This is a genomic window from Acidovorax sp. Root267, from assembly GCF_001429215.1.
In the GTDB taxonomy this organism is placed as follows: Bacteria; Pseudomonadota; Gammaproteobacteria; order Burkholderiales; family Burkholderiaceae_C; genus Acidovorax; species Acidovorax radicis.
Map to the genome: position 1 here is coordinate 898,794 of NZ_LMJC01000001.1, position 21,790 is coordinate 920,583.

At 65.7% G+C, this 21,790-nt stretch carries 19 protein-coding genes; 11 read left to right on the forward strand and 8 right to left on the reverse strand.

The annotated features are described in order from the left end of the window. The first annotated feature begins 50 nt into the window (after positions 1-50). The 4 genes from ASE39_RS03955 to ruvC all read left to right on the forward strand — a co-directional run bounded on the left by ASE39_RS03955 (position 51) and on the right by ruvC (position 3,594). Complete coding sequence (locus ASE39_RS03955) at positions 51-962, forward strand: helix-turn-helix domain-containing protein (protein ID WP_242421353.1); 912 nt, start codon at positions 51-53, stop codon at positions 960-962. A gap of 63 nt (positions 963-1,025) precedes the next feature. Beyond that, a complete protein-coding gene (locus tag ASE39_RS03960) occupies positions 1,026-1,799 on the forward strand; it encodes a lysophospholipid acyltransferase family protein (protein WP_057270228.1) in 774 nt (257 codons plus the stop codon). 172 nt (positions 1,800-1,971) lie between these two features. Beyond that, on the forward strand, positions 1,972-2,964 hold the full coding sequence (locus tag ASE39_RS03965) for a phosphatidate cytidylyltransferase (RefSeq protein ID WP_057270229.1): 993 nt from the start codon (positions 1,972-1,974) through the stop codon (positions 2,962-2,964). 81 nt (positions 2,965-3,045) lie between these two features. Beyond that, positions 3,046-3,594 (forward strand): crossover junction endodeoxyribonuclease RuvC, encoded by a 549-nt coding sequence (gene ruvC, locus ASE39_RS03970; RefSeq protein WP_057270230.1) that lies wholly within the window; start codon positions 3,046-3,048, stop codon positions 3,592-3,594. 137 nt (positions 3,595-3,731) lie between these two features. Here ruvC and ASE39_RS03975 read toward each other — a convergent pair whose 3' ends face one another. After that, positions 3,732-4,484, reverse strand: a complete 753-nt coding sequence (locus ASE39_RS03975; protein ID WP_029414342.1) for a M48 family metallopeptidase — start codon at positions 4,482-4,484, stop codon at positions 3,732-3,734. 357 nt (positions 4,485-4,841) lie between these two features. After that, the gene (locus ASE39_RS03980; RefSeq protein ID WP_010466485.1) at positions 4,842-5,327 is read right to left on the reverse strand and encodes a CZB domain-containing protein; all 486 of its coding nucleotides are present in this window, start codon (positions 5,325-5,327) and stop codon (positions 4,842-4,844) included. 202 nt (positions 5,328-5,529) lie between these two features. On the opposite strand from ASE39_RS03980, the gene ASE39_RS03985 reads away from it, so the two are divergent. Further along, a complete protein-coding gene (locus tag ASE39_RS03985) occupies positions 5,530-6,561 on the forward strand; it encodes an LLM class flavin-dependent oxidoreductase (RefSeq protein ID WP_057227174.1) in 1,032 nt (343 codons plus the stop codon). Between the two features lie 4 nt (positions 6,562-6,565). On the opposite strand, the gene ASE39_RS03990 is transcribed toward ASE39_RS03985, so the two are convergent. Beyond that, positions 6,566-7,342: a hypothetical protein gene (locus tag ASE39_RS03990; RefSeq protein WP_140426215.1), complete on the reverse strand. Its 777-nt coding sequence runs from the start codon at positions 7,340-7,342 to the stop codon at positions 6,566-6,568. A 233-nt stretch (positions 7,343-7,575) separates the two neighbouring features. Beyond that, a complete protein-coding gene (locus ASE39_RS03995) occupies positions 7,576-8,325 on the reverse strand; it encodes an SDR family oxidoreductase (protein WP_057270231.1) in 750 nt (249 codons plus the stop codon). A gap of 230 nt (positions 8,326-8,555) precedes the next feature. On the opposite strand from ASE39_RS03995, the gene gspF reads away from it, so the two are divergent. The 3 genes from gspF to ASE39_RS04010 all read left to right on the forward strand — a co-directional run bounded on the left by gspF (position 8,556) and on the right by ASE39_RS04010 (position 11,250). After that, positions 8,556-9,788, forward strand: coding sequence for a type II secretion system inner membrane protein GspF (gene gspF, locus ASE39_RS04000; protein WP_010466493.1), 1,233 nt, complete (start codon positions 8,556-8,558; stop codon positions 9,786-9,788). A 4-nt stretch (positions 9,789-9,792) separates the two neighbouring features. Further along, positions 9,793-10,725: a 5'-nucleotidase gene (locus ASE39_RS04005; RefSeq protein WP_057270232.1), complete on the forward strand. Its 933-nt coding sequence runs from the start codon at positions 9,793-9,795 to the stop codon at positions 10,723-10,725. Between the two features lie 147 nt (positions 10,726-10,872). Further along, complete coding sequence (locus ASE39_RS04010) at positions 10,873-11,250, forward strand: EF-hand domain-containing protein (RefSeq protein ID WP_082615315.1); 378 nt, start codon at positions 10,873-10,875, stop codon at positions 11,248-11,250. An 88-nt stretch (positions 11,251-11,338) separates the two neighbouring features. Here ASE39_RS04010 and ASE39_RS04015 read toward each other — a convergent pair whose 3' ends face one another. The 3 genes from ASE39_RS04015 to ASE39_RS04025 form a co-directional block, all read right to left on the reverse strand. Continuing rightward, positions 11,339-11,770: a hypothetical protein gene (locus ASE39_RS04015; RefSeq protein ID WP_029414343.1), complete on the reverse strand. Its 432-nt coding sequence runs from the start codon at positions 11,768-11,770 to the stop codon at positions 11,339-11,341. Between the two features lie 479 nt (positions 11,771-12,249). Beyond that, complete coding sequence (locus ASE39_RS04020; protein WP_010466501.1) at positions 12,250-12,744, reverse strand: DUF1854 domain-containing protein; 495 nt, start codon at positions 12,742-12,744, stop codon at positions 12,250-12,252. Between the two features lie 23 nt (positions 12,745-12,767). Then, on the reverse strand, positions 12,768-15,074 hold the full coding sequence (locus ASE39_RS04025; RefSeq protein WP_057270234.1) for an ABC transporter ATP-binding protein: 2,307 nt from the start codon (positions 15,072-15,074) through the stop codon (positions 12,768-12,770). A 246-nt stretch (positions 15,075-15,320) separates the two neighbouring features. Between ASE39_RS04025 and cphA (ASE39_RS04030) the strand changes: the two genes are divergently transcribed. The 3 genes from cphA (ASE39_RS04030) (at position 15,321) to ASE39_RS04040 (ending at position 20,700) form a co-directional block, all read left to right on the forward strand. Continuing rightward, complete coding sequence (cphA, locus tag ASE39_RS04030; RefSeq protein ID WP_057270235.1) at positions 15,321-17,525, forward strand: cyanophycin synthetase; 2,205 nt, start codon at positions 15,321-15,323, stop codon at positions 17,523-17,525. A gap of 77 nt (positions 17,526-17,602) precedes the next feature. After that, a complete protein-coding gene (gene cphA, locus ASE39_RS04035) occupies positions 17,603-20,182 on the forward strand; it encodes a cyanophycin synthetase (protein WP_010466507.1) in 2,580 nt (859 codons plus the stop codon). Positions 20,183-20,250: 68 nt separating this feature from the next. After that, a complete protein-coding gene (locus ASE39_RS04040; protein ID WP_085940322.1) occupies positions 20,251-20,700 on the forward strand; it encodes a CreA family protein in 450 nt (149 codons plus the stop codon). A 40-nt stretch (positions 20,701-20,740) separates the two neighbouring features. Here ASE39_RS04040 and ASE39_RS04045 read toward each other — a convergent pair whose 3' ends face one another. Beyond that, complete coding sequence (locus ASE39_RS04045; RefSeq protein ID WP_057270237.1) at positions 20,741-21,712, reverse strand: nitronate monooxygenase family protein; 972 nt, start codon at positions 21,710-21,712, stop codon at positions 20,741-20,743. Between the last annotated feature and the right edge of the window lie 78 nt (positions 21,713-21,790).

Here is a 21,790-nt window from a genome sequence, read left to right on the forward strand (position 1 = left end):
GCCGGGTATTGAACGAATTCGACATCGCAACTCGCCTACACTCGCGGCGCATGGCAACCTTGGTCCCACCTTCCGCACGGCATCCACAGGGGCTGATTCCCTCGGGCCAACTGTGGCTGCCGCGCGCGAGCCTGTCGGCATGCCTGCGCGGCACGCTGGTGCGCAGCACGGTTGGCCATGTTCTCAGTGATGCACAACGCATCAACCGCTTCCCGGCCACCCCCCTGTGCAGCCTGAGCTGGTGGTTTGAGGGCCGCAGCGAATGCCTGGTGCCCGAGCACCCCGACACCATGGCCGACCTGAACAGTCCGCGTGACCCCATCCCCGGCCGCTGGGTGCTGGCCGGCCCGCACACCCGGCCCAGCACCAGCTATTGCGCCGAGCCTACCCACGCCATGATGGTGATGTTCATGCCCGATGCGCTGCACCAGCTCACCGGCCTGGAGCCTGAGGCGCTGACCGACCGCATGCTGGACGCGCAAACCCTGCTGCCGCCCGACTGGATAACGATGTGCGAGGCCGTGCAGCACCAGCCCGATGACGCCGCCCGCATGGAGTGCCTGGAGGCGTTTCTGGAGCCCCGCTGGCAAGCCTGCCGACCCGTGCAAGCAATGCAGGCGCAGCGTTATGGCGACTGGGCCATGCACCTCGCGCAACGCGCCGCCGTGTCGGCCCCAGGCCGCAGCCTGCGCCAGCTGGAGCGCCGCATCAAGCGCTGGGCCGGGCTGCCGCTGCGCGAGCTGCGCGGCTTTGGCAAGGCCGAGCAGGCGTTCTTCGACACCATCGCAGCCGACGCCGCCCACGGCACGGTGAAGTGGGCGGATGTGGCGGCGGGCGCGGGTTTCTCGGACCAGTCACACCTGTGCCGCGTCACGCGGCGCATCACCGGCTACGCCCCGCAGGCGCTGTATGACGGCATTTACGGTGACGAAGCGTTCTGGGCGTATCGCATCTGGGTGTAGTGGTTTTGGCCGCCCGGCGGCAGCCCTTCGCCACGGGGCACACCGCCACGTATCATCCGCGCCATGCTTGCCAAGTTGATGAGTTTCCTTCTGCTGGGGATCGTGCGGTTTCTGACCGGCTCCCAGGCCCGCTGGTACGGCTGCCCGCCCAAGGCCGAGCAGCGCATTTATTTTGCGAACCACCAGAGCCATGCCGACATGGTGCTGATCTGGGCAGCGCTGCCCGAAGAGCTGCGCAGCATCACCCGGCCCATTGCCGCCAAGGACTACTGGACCAAAACACCGTTTCGGCAATGGATCACCACCGCCGTGTTCAACGCCGTGTATGTAGACCGCCAGGCCACGCCCGTGCGCGCCCCTGTGCCCGTGGCGGCTGAATCGGCCGGTGCGCTGGACGCGATGGCCGTCGCCTCTGCCAGCACGGACACCGCCATGGCCGGAGGCCCCGACCCCTCGCCCGAAGCCCCGCCCCGCACGCCCAGCCCCGAGGAGCTGCGCGCCGCCCTGCCCGAGTCCGACCCGCTGGCCCCGCTGGTGCGCGCGCTGGAGAGCGGCGACTCCATCGTGATCTTTCCCGAAGGCACGCGCGGCCATGGCGACGAGCCACAGCCGTTCAAGTCCGGCCTGTTCAAGCTGGCGCAGATGTTTCCGCAGGTGGTGCTGGTGCCCGCCTGGATCAACAACGTGCAGCGCGTGATGCCCAAGGGCGAAGTGGTGCCGGTGCCCATCCTGTGCTCGGTGACCTTTGGGGAGCCTGTTCAGCTGGAAGCGGGCGAAGAACGTCGCCCGTTCCTGGACCGCGCACGCCGCGCCGTGATCGCCTTGCGGGAAGTTTAGATATGACCCCCACGCTCATCGCTTCGCGGTTCGCTGCCCCCCAGGGGGGAGCGTCTTTGCCTTCGGGCGGCCGGGCGGCAACCGCACTAGAAGCCCCCACGCTCATCGCTTCGCGTATCGCTGCCCCCCAGGGGGGAGCGTCTTTGCCTTCGGGCGGCCGGGCGGCAACGACATGAACAACTTCCTCCGCAATCTCACTGCCACCCAGCAGATCGGCGCCCTGTTCCTGGTGATGTTTGGCATCCTGTCTGTGGTGACCGTCTGGGCCTTTGTGCGCAATCTGCGCGAGCACGCCAGCGACGACCCCGAAGCGGAAGCACGCGTGCTGGAGGCCAAGCGCTTCTGGGGCCTGCTCAAGACCTCGTGGGCCATGGCCACGGTGTTCTGGATTGGCTGGGTGCTGGGCGATACGGTGGCCACGGTGCTGTTTGCCATCGTGGGTTTCTTTGCGCTGCGCGAGTTCATCACGCTGTCGCCCACGCGGCGTGGCGACCACCGCAGCCTGGTGCTGGCGTTCTTCGTGGTGCTGCCGCTGCAGTTCTGGATCGTGGGGAGCAAGCACTTTGACCTGTTCACGGTGTTCATCCCCGTCTACGTTTTCCTGGCCCTGCCTGTGGTGAGCGCGCTGGCCAACGACCCACAGCGTTTTCTGGAGCGCAACGCCAAGCTGCAGTGGGGCATCATGGTCTGCGTGTATGGCATGAGCCATGTGCCCGCGCTGCTGCTGCTGGACTTTCCGGGCTACCGCGACAAGGGCGCATTCCTGGTGTTCTTCCTGGTGTTTGTGGTGCAGACCTGCATGCTGGTGCAGCACCTGCTGGGGCGGCGCTTCCCCCACAAGCCCGTGGCGCCGCAAGTGAGCCAGAGTTTTCAGTGGACGAGCTGGCTGGCCGGTGTGGCGGCCGGGGGTCTGGCCGGCGGGCTGCTCACCTTCATCACCCCGTTCAAGCCCGGCCAGGCGCTGGGCATGGCCCTGCTCGCCTGTGTGGCGGGCAGCCTGGGGCACCTGGTGATGAAGGCCCTGAAGCGCGACCGTGGCATCACGAGCTGGGGCATGCAGGGGATGTCGGTCACCGGCGCGGGCGGGCTGCTCGACCGGGTGGATGCGCTGTGTTTTGCGGCGCCGGTGTTCTTCCATTCGGTGCGCTGGTACTTCGGTCTCTAGGCGATCGGCAGTCAATTTACAAGCAAAAATGGCCGCTAGCGCTTGATGGATAAGCGCCAAAAGCTATCAAATAATGAGCAAATGCGCATCTTAGGCATCGACCCCGGCCTGCAGACCACCGGCTTTGGCGTGGTGGACATGTACGGCCACAAGCTCAGCTACGTGGCCAGCGGCACCATCCGCACCACCACGCTGGCGCTGGGCGATCTGCCCGGGCGCCTGAAGATCCTGTTCGACGGCATCACCGAAGTGGCAGCGCGCTACGAGCCCGACGTGGCCTCGGTCGAGATCGTGTTCGTCAATGTCAACCCGCAGTCCACCCTGCTGCTGGGCCAGGCGCGCGGCGCCTGCATCACGGCCCTGGTGGCGAGCAACCTGCCGGTGGCCGAATACACCGCGCTGCAGATGAAAAAAGCCGTGGTCGGCCACGGCCGCGCCGCCAAGAGCCAGGTGCAGGAGATGGTGCGCCGCTTGCTCAGCCTGCCCGGCCTGCCGGGCACCGACGCCGCCGACGGCCTGGGTATGGCCATCACCCACGCACATGCCGGGGCGGCCATGGGCCGGCTGGGGGAAGCGGCCACGCTCAACCGGCGCCAGCATGCGATGTACAAGGGCGGGCGCAGCTACTGACCCCCAAGGCGTCCCCGGAGCATCGGGGCGGCTGATTCACCCGGACACGGCCTGCCTACGGCACAAAAGCCGGGCAAAAAAATACCGCGCCCAAAAGCGCGGTACAGCCCCACCAGGGTTTCCGCAGCAGCGAAGGGTCAGGCGACCTGCGTCTTCAGCCGATCAGCACGCTCCTTGGGCGAAGGATGCGTGGACAGGAAGCTGGTGGAATCTCCGCTCGACATGGCGGCGAGCTTTTCCAGGGCCGTGACACAGGCGGCGGGCTGGTAGCGCTTGGCTTTCATGAAGCCCATGGCGTAGTCATCGGCCTCGCGCTCATTGCTTTGCGAGTGCTGGGCGCGCACCACTTTCTCGAACAGGTCACCCAGCTGCGAGCTGGCGATGGCACCGGCCTTGCCGTTGCTCGACGCCACGGCATTGCGCAGCGCGCTGGTGCGCAGGGCTGTCTGGATGCGGGCCTTGGTGTGGCCTGCCTTGACGTGGCCGATCTCGTGGCCGATCACGTAGCGCACTTCGTCGTCGGTGAACTTGTCCATGAGGCCCGAATACACGCGGATGGTGCCGTTGGCCATGGCGAAGGCGTTGATCTCGGGCGTGAGGTAGACCTTGAAGTTCATCTTGAGACCGTCGTACGTGCCCAGGCCCGAGGTGAGTTTGGTGAGGCGGGTGGCGTAGGGGTTGCCTGCGGGGGCCACCTTGTTCTGGCGGTCCATCTCGGCGGACATCTGGTCGAACGTGCTCTTGAGTTCCTCGTCCGACAGGCTTTCGGACTTGGCGAGGTCCTTGCCCGCGTCCAGCATCTTGCCCAGGTCAAACTGCGCCCACACGGGCGATACGGCGCTCACGCCGGAAGCCAGGGTCACGAGCGTCAACAATTTACGGCGGTCCATCGGGGTTCCCTCTCTGACGTCAGTCAGTTTTTTGATTGGTCTTGAATCGATTGTGTTTTTGCGCAACCAACTGCAAGCAATGGTTGGCGCGCGCCGAAGGATAGCCACGCAAGTGCCGTTTCTCACGGGCGGCCGTGTCTTCAGATGTAAGAACTGTGTGCCGATGCTGGCGAGTGGACCGAGGCGGCAAGGCCTGGCGCAGGCGTGGTGGCGGAAACCACCGCAGAATTTGACGTGGAAATGGCTCTAGCGCTTAGCTGAAGAACATTTTTCGCTATTAAAAAGTGAGCTTATCCAGCACGCGATGGCAGGGTGGGCACCGCCCCTGTCTGCGCACGCCGGCAACACTCCAGGGTGTCAGCGCCCCAGGCCCCGCTTGAGTTCCTTGAGCAGCAGCAGCACCTGGTTGGACGCATGGCGGCAGCTGCTGTTGAGCAATTGCACAGACTTTTGCTGCTCGCCCGCCTGGAACGCGGTCACCACATCGGCCGCCTGCTGGTGAAAGTATTTGTGCCGGGCCACCAGCATGTCGAACGCCGGGAAATGCCCCAGCCGCACGCGCCCCGTGCCATAGAGCCACCGGCCCAGGTCGCAGCGGTCGTCCTGGCAGATGCGCTCGGGCCGCATCACCTCCTGCGAGCGGCCATTGACCATGTCCTGCAGTTGCAGGCGCCAGCGCTCGTGGCTGGCGATGGCCGCATCGATGTCGATCTCGGTCATGAGCATGGAGGCGTACTCTGCGTCCAGCACCAGCTCGCTGCCGTTGTCTTCCATGGCCCAGGTCGTGTCGGGGCTGGTGGGGTCTTGCTCCCGGATCTTGAACAAACGGCTGAAAAAACCCATGCTTGGTCCCTGTGAAGGCGCCCCGCCCGCAGCACCGGAAATGGTCCCGCCGGAAGTGCCTTGAAACATTCTGTGGGTGCGGCGCCATTTTGGCTACCAAAAAATCACCCACTGGTAAAAACTGCGCAAGGCAACCCTTCTGTTCCTGCCAGCTCTGCGCCGGCAGCCAGCATTGATGTGGCGGCCGCCGGACAATGCGCAGATGATGTCCAACGCCACCCGCCCCGCCCTGTCCATGCTCGACCTTGTCGCCGTCCGAGAGGGCGGTACCGTGGCCGACGCGCTGCAGATTGCCCTGCGCACCGCGCAACACGCTGAAAAGCTGGGTTTTGTCCGTTACTGGCTGGCAGAGCACCACAACATGGCGGGTATTGCCAGCTCGGCCACCGCCGTGCTGGTGGGCCACATTGCAGGCGGCACCTCGCGCATCCGCGTGGGCTCGGGCGGCGTGATGCTGCCCAATCACGCGCCGCTGATAGTGGCCGAGGCCTTTGGCACGCTGGCCGAGCTGTACCCCGGCCGCATCGACCTGGGCCTGGGCCGCGCTCCTGGCACCGACCCCACCACCATGCGCGCACTGCGACGCAGCCGGGTGGAAACAGCCGACGACTTTCCGCAGGATGTGGCCGAGTTGCAGCGCCTGCTGGCACCCGCCGAACCCAACCAGCGCCTGATCGCCATGCCCGGCGCGGGCACCAACGTGCCCATCTGGTTGTTGGGCTCCAGCCTGTTCTCTGCGCAGCTGGCGGCGGAGCGCGGCCTGCCCTATGCCTTTGCCTCGCACTTTGCGCCGCGTCTGCTGCACCAGGCCATCGACCTGTACCGCAACCTGTACCGCCCGTCCGCCGCCTGGCCCAAGCCCTATGTGGCGATCGGGGTGCCGCTGATTGCAGCGCCCACGGACGAAGAAGCGGAGTTTCTGGCCAGCAGCACCTACCAGCGGGTGCTGGGCATTTTGACGGGCGACCGCCGCCGCCTGCTGCCGCCCATCGAAAACTATGCGGCGCACCTGCAGCCGCAGGAGCGCGCCGCGATTGGCGACTTCTTGGCCGCCGCTGTCATTGGGGGTCCAGACACGGTGCGCACCGGCCTGGAGCGACTCAGCGAAGCCACCGGGGCCGATGAACTCATGCTGGTGAGCGATGTGCACGACCCGGCGCTGCGCCTGCGCTCACTGGACATCGCGGCGCAGGCCCACGCCGAAGCGTGGGAGCACCGCCACCAAAGACCGTGAGGACTTAGGTTTTCTGCCCTGTGTAGAAGAAGGTCTGCGCCTTGCTAGCGCTCTGACCCATGATCACGATCGCTTGGGTCGTGTCGTTGTAAAGAACGACGTTCTGGATGACCACACCATCGCCCACCGGGCAGCTGGTCCCACTGAAGGTCAGTGGCAGATCAAACACATTCCGGCCGCTGGCGCGTGGCACCACGGTCCCACGCACCGAGCAGCCTGGGTAGGAAGGAATTGACACCAATCCGCCCGTGGTGATGGCGACGGATATCAGGGGCTCCCTGACCTGGTTGCCAATGCCCGTTCCCGTGAAATTACCCAGCAACTCGCTCACGACAGCAGGCTGTTCATAGAGCACGCCATAGGTGCCTGAGAACTTCACGCCATTGGAAGCCGTGACTTGCACCGAGTCCCGCACCGCGTATTTGCCGGTGTAGCTGACAGGCTCCGTCTTCCGGTTGGCAACGTTTGCCTCATCGACCACATTGAGAAAACGCCCGCTGCCAGAGACGACATCTGGGCCCGCTGTCTGGACGGTACCCAGCGACATACCCACCACGGTTCCGACCGTGTCGGTCAGAATGCTCCAGCTTTCACCATTCTCCAGCACCACACCCTGCACATTGAGTGGGTCGGTGGTCGCCCCGGTCCACAGGCCTTCCACGCCCGTGACCACGGTTGCGGGAGGTTTGGCCGGGGGCGCCACCACGTCATCTCCGCCTCCGCCACACGCAGATAACACCAAAGCGGCAAAAACCCCTCCCAGGGCAGTCGTCTTGTTCACGTTTTTCTCCTTAGTGAGTCAATACTGGGGCCGGCGCCATGGCAGCAACCCTAACTGGAGCATCTTAAGCGCAGGCACCGCAAGTGGCACAGGCCTAGATTGCATACCACGGCGACCCGTCTCGCCCGCGCCACATCCGAGCCCACGGGAAGCATTCCGCCCCGAGACACGCCAGCGCCATACCGCCATTTGCCGCCATCCGTGGTGGACGGACCAGACACCGAACCGGCGCTTCACCGCGCCAGATATCCGCCATCCACCGGGTAATAAGCCCCGGTCACAAACGAAGCCCTGCCGGACGCCAGCCAAGCCACCAGCTCGGCCACCTCTTCGGGCAGCCCCAGGCGGCCGATGGGGTGTGCGCCCACCAGCATGGCATGGATGCCCGCATCCTGCTCCAGCCCGCTGATCATCGGCGTGTGGATAAAAGCGGGCCCGACAGCATTGATGCGCACGCCATGGCTGCTGTATTCAAGGGCTGCCGCCTTGGTCAACCCCACCACACCGTGTTTGGCGGCCGTGTAGGCCGGCGCGGTGGCAAACCCCACGGAGCCCAGGATGGACGCCATATTGATGATGGCGCCGCCACCGTTCTTGAGCATGGCCGCGATCTGGTACTTCATGCCGTAGAACACGCCCGACAGGTTGATGTTGATGACCTGCGCCCAGCCCTCCAGCGGGTAGTCGGCAGTGGCTGCCTGCGGGCCGCCGATGCCAGCGTTGTTGCAGGCAACGTCCAGACGGCCGTAGTGGGCAACAGTACGGTTGACCAGCGTTTCGCAGTCCTCAGGCTTGCCCACGTCGGCCGCCACAAAAATGGCGTCGCCACCCGCTGCACGCACCAGCGCAGCCGTTTCTTCGCCCGCCTGCACGTTCACATCCGACACCACCACCTTGGCGCCTTCGCGCGCCCACACGAGCGCAATGGCACGCCCAATGCCCGACGATGCCCCCGTGACCAACGCCACCTTGTTCTTCAGCATGAAAGACTCCTGGTTCCTTCAGAACACCTGCAACCCGATGCCACAGATCCGTTTTCATTCTGCGCGCCCGGCATACCGGCACCTTGACCTGGGTCACGCCGCTGACAGAGGGACCCACCGCGCGGCAAGTGCCCTCGGGTAGCGGCTACCATCACGGACTGCAGGGCAGTTTTGCCCCCACCCGCCGTTGTCTGATTCCCTGACGCCCACGCCTTACCGCCCACGCCCGCATGCCCGCTTTTTCCTTTGAAGCCCTGGACGCCCAGGGCCAGACCCGCAAGGGCCTCATGGAGGCCGACACCGCCAAGGCCGCGCGCAGCCTGCTGCGGGCCCAGGCGCTGGTGCCGCTGGCCGTGGAGCTGGTGCAGACCGGCCAGTCGCTGGATGGCCGCTCGGCCAGCCTCGGCCAGCGCCTGTTCACCCGGCCTGTGTTCAGCGCAACGGCCCTGTCGATCTGGACGCGGCAGATTGCCGGGCTCGTGTCGTCTGGCCTCCCGCTGGAACGCGCCCTCACAGCGCTTTCCGAAGAATCTGACGACGAACGCCAGCGCCATCTGGTCGCCGCGCTGCGTGCCGAGGTCAATGCGGGGGCCACGTTTGCGCGCGCCCTGTCGCAGCACCCGCGCGAGTTTTCCGACATCTACTGCGCCGTGATCGGCGCGGGCGAGCACAGCGGCAATCTGGGCCTGGTGCTGGAGCGTCTGGCCGACGACCTCGAAGAACGCCAGGCGCTCAAGGCCAAGCTGGTGGGCGCTGCGCTTTATCCCGCCATCGTGACCATCGTGGCCATCGTGATCGTGCTGTTCCTTGTGGGCTACGTGGTGCCCCAGGTGGCCAGCGTGTTTGCAGGCACCAAGCGGGCGCTGCCTTTCCTGACGGTGGCCATGCTGGGCATCAGCGCTTTTGTGCGCAGCTATGGTTTGATGATGCTGATTGCTTTCGTTTTGATAGCTTTCGGCACACGCTGGGCGCTCACCATTGGCCACATTCGCGAAAAATTCGATGCCGCCTGGCTCAACCTGCCGCTGGTGGGCAAGCTGGCGCGCGGCTACAACGCAGCGCGTTTTGCGGGCACCTTGGCCATGCTGGCAGGTGCGGGCGTGCCCATCCTCAAGGCCCTGCAGGCCGCCGCCGAAACACTGAACAACCGCGCACTGCGCGCCGACGCGCTGGAGGCGCTGGTGCTGGTGCGCGAAGGCGCGCCCCTGGCCTCGGCGCTGGCGCAGAAAAAGCGCTTCCCCGGCCTGCTGTCGATGTTTGCGCGCCTGGGCGAGCAAACCGGGCAGTTGCCGGTGATGCTGCAGCGCGCCGCCCGGCAGCTTTCCACCGAGGTGCAGCGCCGCGCCATGGCGCTGGCCACCATCCTGGAGCCTTTGCTCATCGTCGGCATGGGCATGATCGTGATGCTGATCGTGCTGGCCGTGCTGCTGCCCATCATCCAACTCAACCAGTTCGTGAAGTGACTCTATGGCCGTGACCCTGGACGACAAGCTGGTGGTGGCGATCTCTTCGCGGGCGCTGTTCAACTTCGAGGAAGAAAACCGCGTCTTCGAGCACGAGAGCGATGACCGAGCCTATGTGGACCTGCAACGCCAGCGCCTGGACGTGCCCGCCGCACCTGGCGTGGCGTTCTCGCTGGTGCGCAAGCTGCTCGCCTTCAACACCTCGGAGCACCAGCGGGTGGAGGTGGTGCTGCTCTCGCGCAATGACCCGGTCAGTGGCATGCGCGTGTTCCGCTCCTGCAACGCCCATGGGCTGCCGACCATCCAGCGCGGCGTGTTCACCCAGGGGCGCGACCCTTTTCGCTATCTGCGTCCCCTGGGCGCGCACCTGTTCCTGTCGGCCAACGAGGCCGATGTGCGCGAGGCACTGCACCTGGGCTACCCCGCCGCGCGGGTGATCACCGAATCGGTGCGGGCCGGCGACGCGAACCCGCAGGAAGTGCGCATTGCCTTTGACGGCGACGCCGTGCTGTTCTCCGACGAGGCCGAGCGGGTGTACCAGGCCGAAGGCCTGGCCGCCTTCCAGCAGCACGAGACCGACAAGGCCGCCCTGCCCCTGCCCGATGGCCCGTTCAAGCCCCTGCTGGCGGCGCTGCACCGGCTTCAATCCGCCGGTGAGGCTGGCGGCACCACCGGCATGCGCATCCGTACGGCCCTGGTCACGGCGCGCAGCGCCCCCGCGCACGAACGCGCGATCCGCACGCTGATGGACTGGAACATCGACGTGGATGAAGCCATGTTCCTGGGCGGCTTGCCCAAGGGCGAATTCCTGCGCGAGTTCGAACCCGACTTTTTCTTCGACGACCAGACGGGCCACGTGACCTCGGCGGCCCGCCATGTCCCTGCCGGGCATGTGAACAGTGGCATCTCCAACCCTCTGCGCCCTGCAGGCAGGTAAACCGCAGCCGAACGCCGGCCTGCGTTTCTGCGAAAAGTTCTGCAAACCCCTGCAACACCGGGTGAAAGCTGCAAAGCTTGGGTTGCATTCCGCCCGCGCACGCTCAACTGTGCCAACATCGTTGCCAGTCCAACGAAGGAGCCTGTTTTGCGCATCAGATTTTCCCTGGCGGTGAGCGCCATGGCGGCAGCCTTGGGCAGCGCCGCACTGGCCACACCTCCTGCCGCTGCGCCGGTACCACCTGCCGTCAGCGCCCCGGCAGAGTCACAGGCGACCCTGAGCAAGGGAGAGATCAAGGCCATGCGCGAATTCAAGATGCTGGACTTCAATGGGGATGGAAAGCTCAGCCGCACCGAGGTCAAGCTCTTTCCCCGCCTGGCCGCCGCGTTCGACGATGCAGACACGGACAAGGATGGCTATGTGTCGTACGAGGAAGTGCGGGCCTTTGCCGCCAAGTACCGCGCGGAGCGGGAGCACCAGCGGGCGGCCCAGGCAACGGCTCCCGCCTCATCGCCCCGGCCTTGACGCCGGAAATGCCACTAAAATTGAATGAAATTTGGCCCTGGCGCTTATCCGGATTGCGTTAATAGCTATTATTTCAGGAGCACACCCCTCACAAGCCGCCTGTGCGCTTGATCTTGGGGTCCGAGTAGGTCAGCGGCTCATTCTTGACCTGCTGGGCCATGCGCTCCTGCAGGGTCATCTTGTTGATGTCCTGCGCCACCTCCACCGCACTGCCGCTGGCCCGCCACATCGACTGGATCAGCTCCAGCAGTTGTTTGTAGATGGGCTCCTTGGGCGGCTCTGGCGGCTCCTCAACAGTGTCCTTTTTCTTGACCTCGGTCCAGTCCCGGTTGGCCACGTCGGGCGCGGAGGGCTTGTCGGGCTCGCGCACGATGGCGCCCTCCCCCAGCCGGTCCATGGATTCGACGGGGTTGGACGCATTGATGGGCCGCACCGGCGGCGCGCCAGAGGCGCCAGTGGAATACAAATCAGCGCCCTGAGGACGCCAACTCGGCGATCGGTCGACAGGTGGCATTTGCATGGCAGTGGCCCCAATGGTTGATAGATGTGCTCGGAATTCAGAGGCTTTTTCGCCGTCTTCGTAATTCATTACGGCAAAAAGAAGGGGAAATTTAGGTCTTTTTCACCGATTGACCAAAATTTAGGGTTTTCCCTAATTTTTGTCACGCTTTGGAGCGCACCGGCGCGATTGATGACTACCTATCCCGCCCCCTGCCTATCACCGACACTTGGCTTGAAATAGCTGGACTGCCCGTGGAGCGGGCGCGGCGTGGCCTGGCACCACGGTGGCGCCTTGTTGATGAAACCTCAGGGGAAGGCCCGCGCCGGACCAGCGGCTCAGAGGCTGAGAGTTTTTTAGCCGAGCCCGAAAGGCGCGCGAAAACGCCTCGGATCTAGGCGCAAAGCACAGCCATAGCTCGGGCTATGGCGAGCATTTGCAACGACGAGCCGGGGCGTTTTCGCGTGCAAGGCGGGCATGGATAAAAGGCTCTCAGCCTCTCAGAGGAAGCGTTCCAGCAGCCGGCGCGAATGCCGGTCCAGGGCCGTGGTGTCCTTGACACGGAATTGCACGCCGTCGCCCCCGGCGATCAGGAGCCGGGTGCGCCCGCCCAGGCGGCGGATGTCCTCTTCGGCCTTGAGGACGAGGCTGGCGGGGCCACGGTCCGTCTCTACCTGCCAGGTGCTGGGGGTCGAGAAACTCGACACTGCAATGATTTTTTCGATAGTGGGCACAAACTCTCGCACTTCCAGCTCTTCCTCGATCAGCTGGCGTGCAGTGGTTTCCAGCTGGTCCAACCGGTCAATCCACAGCAGTTCATGGCCGTCGGAGCCGATCAGCGAGAGCCCATCGGCTGGCGCGGCGATGGGAAAAGCCCGCACGGGCGTGACCCCTTCGTGGGCTGTGCCGTCGAGCGTCAGGACCAGCCGGCCGTGGGGATTGCGCGCCAGCGTGAATGCGGGCAGCGATTGCAAAAGCGAGGAAGTGGAGTTCATGGCAGTTTCCAGCAATGCGGTTGTCACGGATTGCCAGCCGGGTGGGCGGGGTGCAGCAAGCCGCTGTCGATGATGACGCCTGCGGCCTGCGCGTCTTCTTCGGCGCGGCGGGCCTGGGCTTCGTACAGCCGCCAGTAGGCACCCTGCTTTTCCATGAGTTCGTCGTGGGGACCCACTTCCACCACCTCGCCCCGGTCCATCACTACCAACCGGTCGGCCTTGCGCAGGGTGGACAGGCGGTGGGCGATGGCGATCGTGGTGCGGCCCTGCACCAGGTTGTCCAGGGCCTTCTGGATTTCCTTCTCGGTCTCGGTGTCCACGGCCGAGGTGGCCTCGTCCAGGATCAGGATGCGCGGGTCGATCAGCAGCGCCCGGGCGATGCTGATGCGCTGGCGTTCGCCGCCCGACAGGCCCTGGCCACGTTCGCCCACCAGCGAGTCGTAGCCGTGTGGCAGGCGCAGGATGAATTCGTGCGCGTGGGCGGCGCGGGCTGCCGCCACGATCTCTTCGCGCGTGGCTTCGGGCTTGCCGTAGGCGATGTTCTCGGCAATGGTGCCGAAGAACAGGAAGGGCTCTTGCAGCACCAGGCCGATGTGGCGGCGGTAGTCGGCCACCGCAAAGCGGCGGATGTCGATGCCATCCACCTGGATCGAGCCATCGCTCACGTCGTAAAAACGGCTGATCAGGTTGACCAGCGTGCTCTTGCCCGAGCCGCTGTGGCCCACCAGGCCAATCATCTCGCCGGGGCGGATATCCAGGTCCAGCCCCTTGATGACCGCACGGCTGCCATAGCGGAAACCCACGCCCTGCATGGTGATCGCGCCCTGCACCTTGTCCACTTTGACCGGCTGGGCCGGATCCGGCACGTTGCTCACGTGGTCCAGGATGTCGAAGATGCGCTTGGCACCTGCGGCCGCCTTCTGCGTGACCGAGACGATGCGGCTCATGGAGTCAAGCCGGCTGTAGAAACGCCCGATGTAGGCGATGAAGGCGGTGAGCACACCCACCGTGATCTGGTTGCGCGACACCAGCCAGATGCCGAAGCCCCAGACCACGAGCAGGCCGATTTCGGTGAGCAGCGACACCGTGGGCGTGAACAGCGACCAGGTCTTGTTGAGCTTGTCGTTCACTTCCAGGTTGTGCTGGTTGGCATCGCGAAAGCGCTGGGCCTCGCGCTTTTCCTGGGCGAAGGCCTTGACCACGCGGATGCCGGGGATGGTGTCGGCCAGCACGTTGGTGACCTCGGACCAGACGCGGTCGATCTTCTCGAAGCCGGTGCGCAGGCGGTCGCGCACGGTGTGGATCATCCAGGCGATGAAGGGCAGCGGCACCAGGGTCACCAGCGCCAGCCAGGGGTTGATGGAGAACAGGATGGCTGCCGTCATCATGATCATGAGCACGTCAGTGACGAAATCCAGGGCATGCAACGAAAGGAAAACGTTGATGCGGTCCGTCTCCGAGCCGATGCGCGCCATGAGGTCGCCCGTGCGCTTGCCGCCGAAATAGTCGAGCGACAGGCGCAGCAGGTGCTCGTAGGTGGTGGTGCGCAGGTCGGCTCCGATGCGCTCGGACACCAGCGCCAGGATGTAGGTGCGCGCCCAGGAGAGGCCCCAGGCCGCCAGGGCCGACGCCAGCAGGCCACTGAGGTACAGCAGCACCAGGCCAGGCTCGATCTGCTTGCCGTTCTGGAACGGGATCAGGATGTCGTCCATCAGCGGGATGGTGAGGTAGGGTGGCACCAGCGTGGCCGCCGTGGAGGCCAGGGTCAGTGCAAAACCGGCCGCCAGTTGCTTGCGGTAGGGCCGGGCAAAGCGCCACAGGCGCAGCAGCACCCAGGTAGAGGTCTGCGGCGGCTGGGCACGGGCACAGGCCGGGCATTCATCGGTATCAGGCGGCAGGGGGGTATGGCAGGTGGGGCAGGCGGGTTCGTCAGCCTCGTCCTCGGCGCCGTTGTCACCCCGGGCGCTTTGCTGCTCGAAGCGCTGCAGCAGGCGCAGTGCCTGGGCATGGTGCGCCAGGGTAAAGCGCCACAGGGCCAACCGGGCCTGCGGGCCGTGCAACTCCAGTGAGCCCACACCGCCATGGTCCTGGAGCTTGAGCGCCAGGCCGTCGCCCAGAGGCCAGCTCTGCCAGACCGTGGTGCCCGGATCGCAGGCCAGCAGGCGCTCAGATGTCACCACCACCCAGCCTGTCGCAAAACGCAGTGCGGTGCTCAGGTCAACCTGAAGCGCTGCCAGTACGTTCTCTTTGGAGGCGAGCATGGCCCGCAAATCGCCCCCCAGAGGGCCAGAAAAGACACCCGAGGCGTCCACAGAATGGTGATGTTGCATTTTTGGTTGGTATTTTCGCCCCCGGCTGCCTGCGGTGACCGATCTCGCGAAAGCGCGAATTCTCCCCGATACTGCATGCCACTGTGCGACGGCATCCTCATTTAACGCCTCTGGCGCTCATTTGGCTGACACTGCGCGCAGCCCCCGGACTGGAGCACAATCCTCGTCCACAAAAGTTTCCTTTCACAGTTTCTTCCTCTCCCGCATAGCCCTTACCCGGCCGGACAACCACACCCGCTGCAATCCATGGCGAAACTCAACGACATCCAACTGCTTCGCATCAACTACCTGCGCGGTCCCAATATCTGGACCTATCGGCCTGTACTGGAAGTCTGGCTGGACCTGGGAGAGCTGGAGGACCACCCCTCCAACACCCTTCCCGGTTTCAACGACCGGCTCACCGCCTGGCTGCCCGCGCTGATCGAACACCACTGCGGCGTGGGCGAGCGCGGCGGTTTCCTGCAGCGGCTGCAGGAAGGCACCTGGTGTGGCCATGTGCTGGAGCACATCGTGATCGAGCTGCTCAACCTGGCGGGCATGCCCACCGGTTTCGGGCAGACGCGCAGCACCAGCCAGCGCGGCGTCTACCGCATGGTGTTCCGTGCCCGCGACGAGAGTGTGGCGCGCGTGGCGCTCGCCCAGGGCCATGCGCTCATCATGGCGGCCATCAACGACGAGCCCTTCGACGTGCAGGCCGCCGTGGCCCGCGTGCGCACCGAGGTGGACGACCAGTACCTCGGCCCCAGCACCGCCTGCATCGTCACCGCCGCCACCGACCGTGGCATCCCCCACATTCGCCTGAATGATGGCAACCTGGTGCAACTGGGCTACGGCGCCAGCCAGCGCCGCATCTGGACGGCGGAGACCGAATTCACCAGCGCCATCGCCGAAGGCATTGCCAGCGACAAGGACCTGACCAAGGGCCTGCTCAAGTCGTGCGGCGTCCCGATCCCCGAAGGCCAGGTGGTCAACAGCCCCGAGGAAGCCTGGGAGGCCGCACAGGACGTCGGTCTGCCCGTGGTGGTCAAGCCCTCGGACGGCAACCACGGCCGGGGCGTGACCCTGGACCTGCGCAAGAAGGAAGACATCGAAGCCGCCTACCACGTGGCTTACCCCGAGGGCAGCGACGTGATGGTCGAGCGCTTCATCCCCGGCGACGAGCACCGCCTGCTGGTGGTGGGCGGCAAGGTGGTGGCAGCCGCGCGGGGCGAGGTGGTGAGCATCACCGGCAATGGCCGGTCCACCGTCAAGGAACTGATCGACACCCAGCTCAACTCCGACCCGCGCCGCGGCTACGAAGAAGAGTACCCGCTCGAAATCATCGACATCAAGACCAATGTGACCGTGCAGCTGGAACTCAAGCGCCAGGAGCTTGATGCCGATTCCGTGCCAGCAGCGGGCCGGAACATCGTGGTGCAGCGCAACGGGAACGTGGCGGTGGATTGCACGGACGACGTGCACCCCGAGGTCGCCTATATCGCGGCCTTGGCCGCCAAGGTGGTGGGCCTCGATATTGCAGGCATCGACATGGTGGCACTCGATATCTCCAAGCCGCTGCTGGCCCAGGGCGGTGCGATTGTCGAAGTCAATGCAGGCCCAGGCCTGCTGATGCACCTCAAGCCCGCCGTGGGCGCGCCGCGCCCGGTGGGCCAGGCCATTGCAGAACACCTGTTCCCATCGGAAGACGACGCAGGCCAGGCAGGCCGCATCCCCCTGGTGGGCGTGGCCGGCACGCGCGGCTCCTCCACCATCGCCCGCGTAGTGGCCTGGCTGCTGCACCTGAGCGGACACCACACGGGCCTGGCCTGCCGCGAAGGGCTTTTCCTGGACCGCCGCTGCGTCGAATCGACCGATTGCGCCCACTGGGAAGCCGCACACCGCTTGCTCATGAACAAGATGGTGCAGGCCGCCGTGATCGAAAGCAATGCGCGCACCATCCTGCGCGACGGCCTGGCCTACGACCGCTGCCAGGTGGGTGTGGTCACGGACATGGACGGTGTGGAAACGCTGGCCGAGTTCGATGTGCATGAGCAGGACCAGATGACCAAGGTGATGCGCACCCAGGTGGACGTGGTGCTGGCCGAAGGCGCTGCCGTGCTGAATGCCGCAATCCCGCAGGTGGCCAATCTGGCCCCGCTGTCGGATGGCGCCGTCGTGCTGTATGCCCAGGACGCAACCCTGCCTGTGATCATGGAACACCGCGCCAAGGACAACGGCCGCGCCGTGGTCGTCAAGAACGGGCGCGTAGTGCTGGCCACCGGCAGTGCCGAACATGTGCTGGGCTCGCTGGCGGACCTGACCTTTGGCCGCAATGCCGTGGCGCCCGACACCGACGCGCTGCTGGCTGCCATCGGCGCCGCCTGGGCATTGGACATTGCCCCCGACCTCATCGGCGCGGGCATCAAGACCTTCGAACCCGACCTGCCCGCCCCGGCCGGATTGCCCTCCTGATCCATCCCGCCAAGCAACGCAAGACTTCGACTGGAACGCGGCCCGCGAGCCCCGATCGATTACTGAAAGAGACCCCCATGGATGTATCCCGCACCCGGGCCCTGCGTGGCCCCAATCTCTGGAGCCGCCACATGGCCATTGAAGCCGTGGTGGCCTGCTCGGAAGCCGAGCGCGCCGTGGGCCAGATGCCCGGATTCGAAACCCGGCTGCGGGCGCTGTTCCCCGCCATCGGTGCCCTGCACCCTGAAAGCGGCGGCGGCGAAATTTCGCTGGCCCATGTGCTCCAAGCTGCTGCGCTGGCCCTTCAGGCGCAGGCCGGCTGCCCGGTGACCTTTGCGCGCACCACCGCCACCACCGACGCAGGCGTGTACCAGGTGGTCGTCGAATACAGCGAGGAAGCCGTGGGCCGCAAGGCCTTTGAATACGCACAGCAGCTCGTCGAAGCTGCACAGGGCACCGGGACTTTTGACGCCGATGCGGTCATTGCAGAGTTGCGCGAACTCGACGAAGACGAGCGCCTGGGCCCGAGCACCGGCTCCATCGTGGACGCGGCGGTGGCACGCGGCATTCCGTACCGCCGCCTCACGCGCGGCAGCCTGGTGCAGTTCGGCTGGGGCTCCAAGCAGCGCCGCATCCAGGCCGCCGAGGTCGACTCGACCAGCGCCGTGGCCGAATCCATCGGCCAGGACAAGGACCTGACCAAGCGCCTGCTGCACGCTGCCGGCGTGCCGGTGCCGCTGGGCAAACCCGTCGAGACCGTGGACGAAGCCTGGGAAGTGGCGCTCAAAGTCGGCTTGCCGGTGGTCGTGAAGCCCCAGGACGGAAACCAGGGCAAGGGCGTGACGGTCAACATTACCGACCGCGCACAGCTGGAAGAAGCCTTCCGCACCGCCGCCGAACACGGCACCGTGATGGTCGAGCGCTTTTTGCCCGGCCATGATTTCCGTCTGCTGGTCGTCGGCGACCAGCTCGTGGCCGCCGCACGCCGCGAACCGCCCCAGGTGCTGGGCGACGGCCAACACACGGTGCGCGAACTCGTGGACCAGGTCAATCTGGACCCACGCCGGGGCGAAGGCCACGCTACATCGCTCACCAAGATCCGCCTCGATGACATCGCTGTGGCCCGTCTTGCCATGCAAGATCTGAAACCCGACTCCGTCCCCGCCAAGGGCCAGCGCGTCATCCTGCGCAACAACGCCAACCTCTCCACCGGCGGCACCGCCACCGACGTGACCGACGACGTGCACCCTGAAGTGGCTGCACGCGCCGTGGCCGCCGCCCAGATGGTGGGCCTGCACATCTGCGGCGTGGACATGGTCGCCGAGACCGTGCTGCGCCCGCTGGAAGAGCAAGGCGGCGGCTTTGTCGAAGTGAACGCCGCCCCCGGCTTGCGCATGCACCTGGCGCCCAGCTACGGCAAGCCCCGCAACGTGGGCCAGGCCATGGTCGACAAGCTGTATGCCCATGGCGACGACGGCCGCATCCCCACCGTGGCCGTCACCGGCACGAACGGCAAAACCACCACGGCCCGCCTCATCGCCCATTTGTTCACCGCCCAGGGCCTGCGCGTGGGCATGACCAACACCGACGGCGTGTACGTGAACGGCCGCCAGATCGACAGCGGCGACTGCAGTGGCCCCAAGAGCGCCCGCAACGTGCTGCTGCACCCCGAGGTGGACGCAGCCGTGTTCGAGACCGCCCGCGGCGGCATCCTGCGCGAAGGCCTGGGTTTTGACCGCTGCCAGGTAGCCGTGGTCACCAACATCGGCGCGGGCGACCACCTGGGCCTGAACTACATCACCACGGTGGAAGACCTGGCCGTCCTGAAACGCGTGATCGTGCAGAACGTGGCCACCACAGGCTACGGCGTGCTCAACGCGGCCGACCCCATCGTCGCCGCGATGGCGCCTGCCTGCCCCGGCAAGATCATCTTCTTTGCCAGCGACCGCCACCACCCCGTGATGGCCACGCACCGCGCACAAGGCCACCGCACCGTGTACGTGGACGGCGACTCCATCGTGGCCTCGGAAGGATCGTGGCGCGAGACCATCCACCTGCGCGACGTGCCCATCACGCGCAACGGCAAGATCGGCTTCCAGGTCGAGAACGTCATGGCCTCCGTGGCCGCCGCCTGGGGCGTGGGCATGCCCTGGCAGACCATCCGCCGCGGCCTGTCGGGCTTCGTGAACGACAGCGACAACGCACCCGGCCGCTTCAACATCATGGACTACCGCGGCGCCACCGTTATCGCCGACTACGGTCACAACCCCGACGCCATGCGCGCACTGGTCGGCGCTGTCGAAGCGCTGCCAGCCAACCGCCGCAGCGTGGTGATCAGCGGCGCCGGCGACCGGCGTGACGAGGACATCCGCGACCAGACCGTGATCCTGGGTGCCGCGTTCGACGACGTGATCCTGTACCAGGATGCCGCCCAGCGCGGCCGCGCGGATGGCGAAGTGATGGCACTGCTGCGCGAGGGCCTGGCGGGCGCATCGCGCACCACCCATGTCGAAGAAATCCGGGGCGAGTTCATTGCCATCGATGCGGCCCTGGCCCGCCTGCAGCCCGGTGACCTGTGCCTGGTGCTGGTGGACCAGGTGGAAGAAGCGCTGGCCCACCTGGCCCAGCGCTGCAGCGAAGCCGGAGCCGCCGCATGACAAAGCCTGCAGTGCCCGGCAAGGGCGCGCGCTTTGCAACGGCCGTGCTGCTCGCTATCGCTGGGGTGATGGGCGGTGCCGGACTGGCCCAGGCGGCATCGGGCGAAAAAGTCGGCACGGTGGACACGGCCTTCCAGTGGCTAGGTCGCGACCACGACATCATCGTGGAGGCCTATGACGACCCGGCTGTGCTGGGCGTGACCTGCTACGTCTCCCGCGCACGCACCGGCGGCATCAAAGGCACCTTGGGCCTGGCCGAAGACCGCGCCGAAGCCTCCATCGCCTGCCGTCAAGTGGGGCCGATCAGCTTCCCCGAACCGCTCAAAAAGCAGGAAGAAGTGTTCAGCGAACGCATGTCCATCCTGTTCAAACGCCTGCGCATCGTGCGCATGGTGGACCCGGCCCGCAACACGCTGGTCTACCTCACCTACTCCGAAAAGCTCATCGACGGATCACCCCAGAACAGTGTGACCGCCGTGCCGGTGGACCGGGCCACGGTGATACCGCTGCGCAAGTAACCGCCGGGGCCGAGCCGCCCTGGCCTATGTGCTGGCCGGTTCAGGCCACCTCGAGCAGCGACCTGCGGGCCTGGTTGTATTCCCGCTTCAATTGGTCGACATAGTCACTGGTAGACCGGATGGCGTTGATGGCGCCGATGCCCTGGCCGCAGCCCCAGATGTCCTTCCAGGCCTTGGCGGCGCCCCCGCCAAAGTTCATCTTGCTGGGGTCGCTGGTGGGCAGGTTTTCAGGATCCAGCCCCGCGGCCACGATGGACGGCCGCAGGTAGTTGCCGTGCACCCCCGTGAACAGGTTGCTGTAGACGATATCGTCTGAGCTGGAGTTCACGATGGCCTGCTTGTAGCCCTCCACGGCGCGAGCCTCTTCGGTGGCGATGAAAGCCGAGCCGATGTAGGCAAAGTCTGCCCCCATGGACTGGGCAGCCAGGATGCCGCCACCGGTTGCAATCGCACCCGAAAGCGCGAGAGGGCCGTCAAACCACTGGCGGATTTCTTGGATGAGCGCAAACGGGCTCTTGACCCCCGCATGCCCACCTGCGCCAGTCGCCACGGCAATCAGCCCGTCGGCCCCCTTGTCCACCGCCTTGCGCGCAAAACTGTTGTTGATCACGTCGTGCAGCACCACGCCACCATAGCTGTGCACGGCGGCATTGATGTCTTCGCGGGCCCCGAGCGACGTGATGATGATGGGCACCTTGTACTTCACGCACAGTGCCATGTCGTGCTCCAGCCGCTCATTGCTTTTGTGCACGATCTGGTTGATGGCAAAAGGCGCGGCGGGCTTGTCGGGGTGCGCCCGATTGTGGGCCTCCAGCGCTTCGGTGATTTCGGCCAGCCACTCATCGAGCAGCGAGGCAGGCCGGGCATTGAGCCCCGGCATGGAGCCCACAACACCCGCCTTGCACTGGGCGATCACCAGCTGGGGCGTGCTGATGATGAACAGCGGCGAGGCGATCACCGGGAACGGCAGGCGGTTGAGCGGGGCTGGCAGGCGCGAGGCGGGCAATGACATGGTGGCTCCAGTGGGGGATGGCAGGACAACGGCGACAGATGGCTGCCCAAACAATGCAACCAGTTGCATAAATATATG